Source organism: Streptomyces sp. CB01580 (assembly GCF_001905795.1).
GTDB lineage: Bacteria > Actinomycetota > Actinomycetes > Streptomycetales > Streptomycetaceae > Streptomyces.
This window is the reverse complement of the sequence record NZ_LIXJ01000058.1, coordinates 1-8,916: the sequence shown is the minus strand read 5'-3', so window position 1 is coordinate 8,916 and position 8,916 is coordinate 1. Positions and strand designations below refer to the sequence as shown.

The 8,916-nt window shown below is 70.9% G+C and carries 6 protein-coding genes and 1 pseudogene; 4 read left to right on the top strand and 3 right to left on the bottom strand.

Going from position 1 to position 8,916, the window contains the following annotated elements:
• Positions 1–173: 173 nt before the first annotated feature.
• Positions 174–968, bottom strand: coding sequence for a hypothetical protein (locus tag AMK22_RS36540; RefSeq protein ID WP_242434316.1), 795 nt, complete (start codon positions 966–968; stop codon positions 174–176).
• 139 nt (positions 969–1,107) lie between these two features.
• On the opposite strand from AMK22_RS36540, the gene AMK22_RS36535 reads away from it, so the two are divergent.
• Positions 1,108–3,624, top strand: a complete 2,517-nt coding sequence (locus AMK22_RS36535) for an SdrD B-like domain-containing protein (RefSeq protein ID WP_079186603.1) — start codon at positions 1,108–1,110, stop codon at positions 3,622–3,624.
• Positions 3,625–4,073: 449 nt separating this feature from the next.
• Positions 4,074–4,922, top strand: a complete 849-nt coding sequence (locus AMK22_RS36530; RefSeq protein ID WP_338014211.1) for a class I SAM-dependent methyltransferase — start codon at positions 4,074–4,076, stop codon at positions 4,920–4,922.
• 31 nt (positions 4,923–4,953) lie between these two features.
• On the opposite strand, the gene AMK22_RS39830 is transcribed toward AMK22_RS36530, so the two are convergent.
• Positions 4,954–5,181 carry a DUF1877 family protein gene (locus AMK22_RS39830; RefSeq protein WP_158072133.1) on the bottom strand — a complete coding sequence of 76 codons (228 nt, stop codon included), beginning with the start codon at positions 5,179–5,181 and terminating at the stop codon, positions 4,954–4,956.
• Between the two features lie 1,608 nt (positions 5,182–6,789).
• Between AMK22_RS39830 and AMK22_RS36515 the strand changes: the two genes are divergently transcribed.
• Both AMK22_RS36515 and AMK22_RS36510 read left to right on the top strand, forming a co-directional pair.
• The gene (locus AMK22_RS36515) at positions 6,790–7,164 is read left to right on the top strand and encodes a peptidase inhibitor family I36 protein (RefSeq protein ID WP_158072132.1); all 375 of its coding nucleotides are present in this window, start codon (positions 6,790–6,792) and stop codon (positions 7,162–7,164) included.
• Between the two features lie 86 nt (positions 7,165–7,250).
• On the top strand, positions 7,251–8,180 hold the full coding sequence (locus tag AMK22_RS36510; protein WP_073791995.1) for a hypothetical protein: 930 nt from the start codon (positions 7,251–7,253) through the stop codon (positions 8,178–8,180).
• On the opposite strand, the pseudogene AMK22_RS36505 reads toward AMK22_RS36510, so the two are convergent.
• Positions 8,172–8,916, bottom strand: a pseudogene (locus AMK22_RS36505) (transposase); the annotation flags it as partial. The gene AMK22_RS36510 and the pseudogene AMK22_RS36505 overlap by 9 nt on opposite strands.

The window sequence follows — 8,916 nt, the reverse complement described above, 5'->3', positions numbered from 1 at the left end:
CCGACCGTCGGCCCACACCCGTCGAGCACATCCTGCACTGGTCGACCTGGCGCCGACGACGACAACACCAGGCCCGCATCAGTCACTACAAACGGCGCGGACACAGCCCATGACCTGGCCATCAGTCACGGCAAGCACCGTTGCAGTACTAGTGCCGGGGCCGGGGGCCGGGGTCACCGCGTAGGTGTCGCCTTCGGCGCCGGGCGGACGGGGACGTACTTCTGGGTGTCGAATTCGATGACCACCGGCCGCGGTTCGGAGGCCACGTCGGCCTGCACCCGGTACATGGTGCCGTCCTCGCCGACCCAGTAGCGCACGCTGTCCGCCGTACCCGCCTTGCCGCGGGCGTCCGGGCCGGTCATGACGTCCGTCCGCCGGCCGCGCGCCTGGCCGGACCCGACCCACGCGGCACCGTTCTGCGGCAGCAGTTGGGCGTTGTCCGGGCGGTCGCTGCCCAGGCCGAGGGCGATGGCCAGCGAACTGTCCAGGGTGTTGCCGGCCGTCCGCAGCGGACGGTCGTACCAGCCGGTCGCGGGCGGCGACGCCGGCGCGGTCGCCGGGGCGTCCGCCAGAGGGTGGAACCGGACGGTGGCGGCCGTCCACTCGATCAGGCCGTCGCCGGACGCGTCGCGTCCGGTTCCGCGCACCACCCCGTACCCCCTCTTCGCGCGGTAGTCGACGGATCCGGTGACGACCAGCCCGCCGGCCGCGCCCGGCACGGTGATCGTCACCGCGCGGCCTTCCGCTTCGTAGTTACGGAACCGCGCGACCGCCAGCCGGTTCGCCTCGTCCGAGGTCAGCGCACGACGGACGGCGGGCTCGCCGCCGCCGACGAGGGCCAACGTGAGGGCCGCGGCAGCCGCGACGCCGATGCCGGCGGCCGCCATCCAGCGCGCCCGGGGCCACTTCCTGCCGCGCCGGTCCGCCGCGCCCCGCGGGAGACCTCGCCTGATTCTGATGCTCCGCACGCGGCGGGATGCTAACAGGCCCCCGCCCACCCAACCCGTAAATTCCGCTTTCCGACCTGATCACGCGTCAAGTTATGGGATATTGCGGTCGGTTGCTGTGTCCGTAGGGACATAGGATGACAAAGAGGAGTGCCCGTACATGGCGATTCCAAGACTGGCACGCGCGGGGCTGTCCGGTCTGTTACTGATCGGTTGGGCCACCGGCACCATCGCGACAGGCGCCGGACAGGCCGGCGCTGCCACTTCCGATGGCACACTGACGGTCCAGGTGCTGCGGGACTTCTTCGGCACCGGCGTGATCAACACGACCATGGACGTGCCGCAGCGGGGCATGAGGGTCGACGTCTCCGACCCGGCCGGCCATCACGTCACCGGCACCACGGACGCCACCGGCAAGGTCGTGGTGCCCCCGTCGGCCGAACTGACCGGCGGCCGGTACCGCGTCGACGTCAGCGTCCCGGCGCCGTACGACCGCTATCTGCGGGCGGCGCCCGCCTCCACCGCGGAGAACCACTTCGACAGCTTCACGTCGTTCGTGGACGTCTCCGAGGGCAAGGACGACTCGGTGATCACCGGGGTCTGGGACGCGGCCGACTACGCGTTGCCGGACACCCGTTACTTCGTACCGGTGCAGACTGGTCCCGGCGCGAGCGACACCCGGGCGCTGGTGGCGTTCGGGACGGACGCCCGCGGCACCTGTCCCGCAGACAAGGCCTGCCCGACCGTGCTCGCCACGCAGGAGCAGGTGGGGACGACCACGGGCCTGGCCTATGACAAGTACCGCAAGCGGCTGTTCCAGGCCGCGTTCGCCCGGCGGTTCGCCGCGTACGGGCCGGAGGGCGGCAACGCGATCTACGCCGTGCCGGCCGACGGCGGCGGCGCCCCGACGCTGTTCGCGAAGGTGCCGGGCGCCACGGCGACGGCGCACGACAGCGCCAACATGCTCAAGGACGCCGGGTTCACCGACGCGCCGGGCAAGGAGAGCATCGGCGGCCTGGCCCTGTCGGAGGACGGCTCGACGCTGTACGCGGTGAATATGCTCACCCGCAGCCTGCTCAGCTTCGACGCCACCGGGGCGCGCGCCTCGGCGCCGAAGGCCACGGTGCCGATCCCCGACCCGGGCTGCGCCTCGGCCGGCGACTGGCGGCCGACCGGTCTGGCCGTCCGCGACAACACCCTGTACGTCGGCGGCGTGTGCAGCGCGGAGAGCACGCAGAAGCGCGCGGACCTGAAGGCCGTCGTCTCCACGTACGACGGCAAGCAGTTCACCCCCGTGCTGAACCATCCGCTGACCGCCGAGCGCGGGGACGTGTACGTCGGCTTCCCGAACCACGAGGCGTCCCGCTTCTGGAACCCGTGGGACACCCGCCTGGAGACCTGGGACAGCCGCGTGGTGGGCACCACGATGGTCGGTCCGCAGCCGGAGCTGGCGAGTATGGCCTTCGCCCGCGACGGTTCGATGATCCTCGGCTTCCGCGACCGGCTCATGGACGTCGCCGGCGGGCTCGACCCGAGGCCCGACAAGAACACCCCGCAGGGCGGCATGGCCGGCGGTGACATCACCATGGCCTGCGCCAAGCCCACCGGCGGGTACGCCTGGGAGGGCACCGAGGACTGCCCGAACCACGCGACTCCCGCCAACGACGGCATGGAGGCGGAAGGCGTCGTCGAGTACTTCCCCGGCGACTTCTTCTCCGGCGCGGCCACCCCGGCCCCGAACCAGCGCGGACTGCACCAGGAGACCTCGCTCGGATCGGTCGCCTACATCCCGCAGCAGCAGTGGGTCATCAGCACCCAGATGGACCCGACCGTCCACGTCAGCACCGCCGGTGCCGGCTTCTACGACGTCACCACCGGGGCCGGCCCGGGCAACAACCCGAACGGCAACGCGTACCAGTTCGTCGACGGAAACGGGTTCGGCAAGGCCGGCGGCCTCGGCGACATCGCGTACGCCGCGGCGAACGCGCCGATCCAGATCGGCAACGTGGTCTGGTTCGACGGTGACCACAACGGCATCCAAGACCCCGGGCACGTCCTGCTGCCGGGCGCCACGATCAACCTGCTCGACGCCGACGGCAAGCAGGTCGCCACGACCAAGACCGACGCCGCGGGCGAGTACTACTTCGGCGGAGTCGGGGCGGCGTACGAGCTCACGCCGGGTGCCGACTACACCGTGCAGTTCGACGTGTGCACGGCGGACACCAGCCAGGTGCCCGGCCAGCCGGCGGCCACCGATCTGCGCTTCACGCTCCCGCGGGCCGGTGACGACCGGGCGCACGACTCCAACGTGACGCCTCCGACCACCGGGCAGCTGTGCGACGGATCCGCGCCGGTCACGGCGCCCGCGAAGGCAGGAGAGGTCGACCACACGATCGACGCCGGCGTGTACATCCCCGAGAAGACCCCGCCGACGCCCACACCGACCCCGACTCCAACGACCTCGGCTCCGCCGACCAGCACCCCGCCGACGCACGCACCGTCGGCGCCGCCGGCCTCCACGGCGCCTGCCGGCCCGGTCCCGAACGGCGGCTCGGGCTCCCTCGCCCACACGGGTACGTCCCGTACGGGCCTGTACCTCGCGCTCACCACCCTGCTGGTCGGGGCGGGCGCGGCCGTCGTCCTCGTGACCCGCAGGCGCCGATCCAGGCTCCACTGACCACCCACGATTCCTAATCTTCTTGTCAAGCCGTTCTGGCTGGGGCGCTGGCCGTCAGTCGGCCGCGGGCTCAACGGTCGCTGCGACTGAGCGACGGCGGAGCCCAGCGGCCACAAGCTCCATTTCGACCAGCGTGCCCACCAGACCGGTCGTCTTCAGCTCGTCGGCCACTGACGGATAGCTGCGGACAGCCGCGGACATCACTGCGACGGGCCGGTGCGACGCACCGGCCCGTCGTCATGACCGCCGCTCGGTGACTCGGTGACTCCGTGACTCGGTGTGGCGGAGTACCTCTCCTCACGCGCGTACGCCCTCCTGACCGAAAACGGGTCATCGCCTCGAGATCTCAGCCTGGCCATTACTCGTCTGTCGCGCGGGGAGTTCTTGCGGTGGGGTGGATCGCGTACGGACGGGTCGGCTCGGGTCGGGTTCTCTGGAGGTACGGCACGGTGACGGACGACGACATGCGGCAGGCTGTGCCCGCCATGGGGCCCATGGTGGAGCAGACGTACGGTCCGGTCGATCTGAGCCGGGAGCCGATCTTCGCCGGGGGATTCATCAACTTCGGGTACTGGCGGGACATCGACCTGGACCGTCCGGTCGGCGAGCCCGAGCGGGTCCGCAGCCAGGAGGATCTCTACCGGCACGTCCTCGACTCCCTGGCCGCGGCCGAGCTGCCGGAACACTCGAGGATCCTCGACGTGGGCTGCGGCCTGGGCATGGGGTGCGCGGTCGCCCTGCGCGAGTACGGGCCCGCGGCGGTCACCGGCATGGACATCCACCCGGACCAGCTGGAGCGGGCGCGCGATGCCCAGGCCGGTCTGCTCGCGACGGACGGGGAGCGGCTGCGGTTCGTCCGGGGGGCGGCGGAACGCATGCCCATGGCGGACGGCGAGTTCGACGCGCTCATCAGCGTCGAGGCCGCTCAGCACTTCCCGGACCTGGAGGCCTTCGCGGCGGAGGCGGCGCGGGTGCTGCGGCCGGGCGGCCGGCTGGCCGTCACCAGTTTCTTCACCGTGGACGACGCGCCCGGCCGGACCGAGGAGCCGGCCCGGCTCCTGGAGACGTACGCGAACGGCCTGGACATCGCCCGTCCGGTGCAGGCGCTCGCGGACGCGTTCACGGCGGCCGGACTCAAGCGGGTGCACGTCGAGTCGATCGGCTCGGACGTCTGGCCGGGCTGGGACCTGTGGCTCGCCCAGTGGTGGGCCCCGGGCACGTGGCCCCGAAACTTCCTGCGCGCCTACGAGGACCATGTCCTGGACTACTACGTCGTCACCGCGACCCGGTCGGCGTGACACCGCCGCCGAGGCCGAGGCCGACGCCGGATCAGTCCAGCCAGACGACGACCGCGTGGCCGTCCCGGGCGGCGGCCTCGAAGTACGCGGTCAGGCCGGTGAACCAGTCCCCGGCCCAGTCGAGTGCGCCGGGCTCCTCCCAGCCCGGCGGGTAGATCTCCGCCGCCGTCAGGTCGCGCGGGTCGACCCCGTCGAGGAGCCGGTCATATGCGCGGAGCCGAGAAGGAGCCGGCCGTCCCGTGACAGTGCCGGCGGGCACGGAACCCACCGGACCGTGCGCTCCTCTCCGCCCGACAGGAGGTGGGCCTGGGCGGGCTACCCGCCGATGCGGCAGGCACGGCACCCTTGAGGTCGAGGCAGGACCCGGGTCGCGATCTCGTACGCGCCATCGGCTTCGCAGCCGGTTTGCAGCGGTTTTCCCAGCCAGTGAGGGGAACGTATGTCCATCCAGTTCCAGACCACCGTCATCGGCGCCGGGGCGATCGGCCCGCGACGGCGTACTGGCTCGCCCGGCGCGGGTAGACGGATGTCCTCCTCATCGAGCAGTTCGACCTGAACCCACGCCTACGGCGCACCCGTTCCGGTCTGCTGCCCCTGCACCGCGTGATTGCGGGTGCTCAGGTACGAGCTGATCCGCTCGGGGTTGTTGAGCACAAGCGCGGCCAGCTGAGAGCCCGCCCACAGGGCGAGAGTCAGGAACGATCTCGCGTGCGTCTTCGACCTGGTGGCCGTCGCGGAGGTACCGCAGGTACAGGGAGCCGATGCGGACGAGCCGCTCGGTCCCGGCGGGGTCCTGCGGACGGGGATCCAGGTCTTCGGCGACGACCGACATGATTGCGACGGCGGTGGGTCCGGCCGGGTGGGCGTGCTGCTGTACCCGGCATACCTGATCGCCGAAGTCGCGCAGCCACCGCTCCATCCGGGCCGGGTCTCTGAAATGCCCGGCGACGTAGGCGCACAGTTCGGATGCCAGCCACTCGACCAGCAGCAGCGAGCTCTCGCGCAGCGTGCCGTTCTCCCGCCAGCTCTCCGGTGTCGCCGTCAGTTCGCGGTGCAGCTCCCAGTTGGCCGGCGGCGGTGCGTCCGCGCCCTGGGCGCGCCGGGCGGCTTCATCGAGGGCCGTCGTCCTGATCAGGGACAGCGCGAACGCGCCGGGCGAGAGCTGGGCGACCCCGGGTTCGGTGGCGTCGGGGCGGGGAAAGGCGTGGCCCTGGTGGCCGTGACGCCGTCGCGGGTGATGGTGAGCCGGTCGGGGCGCCGGGACCGCCCGCCCGGACTACGCTGCGCCGGGGCGCGTAGCGCGCCATGCATCCGACCGCTACCAGCGCATGCCGAGTGCATCGAGGTCCGCGCGGAGCTGCTTGATGACGTGCTCGCCGTCGCCGCCGAGCTCCGCACGGGCAGGCGCCTTATCTCCCGGGCCTCCTCGCGGGTGTAGTCGGCGATCCAGCGCCGGGGCCGGGGCGTGGTGAGCGGGTCCGGCATCTGCCGGGCGGCGGTGGCACGCAGGTCGGCCGCGTAGGTCCGGAGCTGGCTGATGTACTCCGATTCCCCTTCACAGAAGTTGTGCCAGAACCACTACTTGTGAACAAAGCCACGGAGGGATCCGAGAGCTCGTTGCGGTGGTCTGGCGCCCCTTGGTTCACGCGATTGAAGGTTTGTCGAAGGTTTCTCCAAGGTCGGTCGATCACGGTGGAACGGCGGTGGTCGCAGGCGCGATGACCGCGATCGCACAGGCAGCCGGCCGTACATCGTTGGCTGCGTGTCCAAACCGGCCGGACCGCCGCCTGTAACGGCCAGGCGGTGCAACGGCACCGCCCGGCCCCCTCTGTCCTTCATGCCCTTGGGCACGGATTCGTCAATCGAGGTGAGTGCACTGATCAGGAAAGCTGCGTCATCGGTACTCGTTGTAGCGGCGCTTGCCGCAGGGGCTCTGCTGTCCGCCCCCGCCGCGCAAGCGGCCGTGCACGACTGCCCGTCCGGCAACTACTGCGTGTGGACCAAGCCCAACCATGAAGGGGCCTGGGAGAAGTTCAGCTGGAACGTCGATCTTGTGCCGGCGCTCGTGTACAAGAACGACAACTCCTCCTTCAACCGCATGTCGTCGTACGCCATGAAGCTCCACTCCAGTCCCAGCCGGACGAGCGGCTCTGTCTACGCCTGCTCCCGCCCCGGCACCGTGTGGTACCAGCACAACCCGGCGAAGCAGTTGGCGTCGCTCAGCAAGGTATCCACCTGCTGAATGACGCAGTGTCCACGTGCGGGCGGTACGGGCCGTGTCGGGCCCGTACCGCCCCCACGTCCACCACGGGTACTGAAAGGGCCCTCATGACGCGCAGTGCTACCGCCCGAGCCGTGATCATCCTCGCCGCCACCCCACTCGTTCTCACGACCGCTTCCTGTTCTTCCCCGCCGGTCTCGTCACCCTCCCCCGTCCCGGCGTCCGCGCGGCCCGACACCCTCGACCTGCCCGCCGAGACCAGGGCTCTGCTCGCGGACGCGGAACGGGCCACGTTACGGAACTGCATGTCCCGACAGGGCTTCTCCTTCTTCTACGACCGCACCGACCCCGCCGAACTGCGGGCTGAGACCGCCAGGAACAATTCGGAGCTGTACCTGGACGATGTGCCCCGAGCCCGGCGCGACGGCTTCAGCCCCGCCCCTGATGTCCCTGCGCGGCCGGCGTCCCGCGCGGAGGGCCAGGAGCAGGCGTACCTCGCGGGGCTGTCCCGACAGCGGCGTGACGCCTGGGACAAGGCTCTGATGGGGCCGCCCGGACAAGAAAGGATCAAGGTCGTTGTCCCCGGAGTGGGCACCATGGAACACCCTACGGCCGGGTGCTTCGCAGAGGCCCGCACCAGGTTGTTCGGCGACTACGAGAAGTGGGCCCGAGCCGACACCTTCGTGAACGCCCGCTTCCGCCCCGTGGAGGAGGCGGTCAGGAAGAGACCCGAGTACAAGGAGGCCACCGTCCGCTGGAGCACTTGCTTACAAGCCCGGGGCCGCCACTTCGCCACCCCGGAGGAAGCCCGCGCTCGGGCGAGCACCTTCCCCCGGGACCAGGCCATCGCGCTCGCTGTCGCCACGGCCGAATGCGACCGCCAGGTCGGCCGTTCGAAGATGCACCGCAGCCTGTACGAGCAGGCAACGCAGCACTGGATCGACCGCCACCCCACCGAAGTCGCAGACTTCCGGCGCCTCAACGCCGAGGCAGCGGCACGGCTGGCGGCCACTACTGACTTCGGCTTGTCAGGGTGACGTTGGGGTGTCGAGGGTCAGGCCGGTGCCGGCTATGAAGCCGTCGAGGGTCTCGGGCCGGTACTGCAGGCGTTTGAGCCGGTTGCGGACGAGGGCCTCGAGCCGGTCGAGGGCGACCACGGCGAGGTTGGCCAGGCTGCGCTCGACGTGTGCCCAGACCCACTCCACGGGGTTGAGGTCCGGCGAGTAGGCGGGCAGCAGGAACACCGTCAGCCAGGTACGTTCGGCGATCAAGTCGCGCATGGCGTGGGAGACGTGGGTGTTCAGACGGTCCCAGACCAGCACGATCGGCGCCTTGACCAGCTGGTGGACGCCGTCGATCAGCGCGATGAAGTCGCGCTCGCCCATGCTGCGGCGCTTGCCTCTGCCCGCGGGATGGGATCGCAGACGGTGGCACAGCCGGGTACGGGAGCCGGGCCGCATGGCGATCAGCCCGGCCACCGACAGACGTCCCGAGCGCCGGCCGCTGACCGTCACGACAGGGGTGCGGCCCCGTCGGCCCCAGGTGCGTCCTTGGGGCGGCCGGCGGGTGAAGCCTGCCTCGTCCTCGAAGCAGATGTAGCCCCCGCAGGCCGCCCGGGCTCTTTTACCTCCGCCCAGGTCGCCTCCTTCCACGCAGTGACGGCCTGCTCGTCGCGCTCAGCGACCTTCCGCGCGGGGACCTGCGGGCTGAAGCCGAGCCGGTGCATCAGCCTCGTGGCCCCGGAGACGCTGTAGTCGAGTAGCCGAGGGGGAT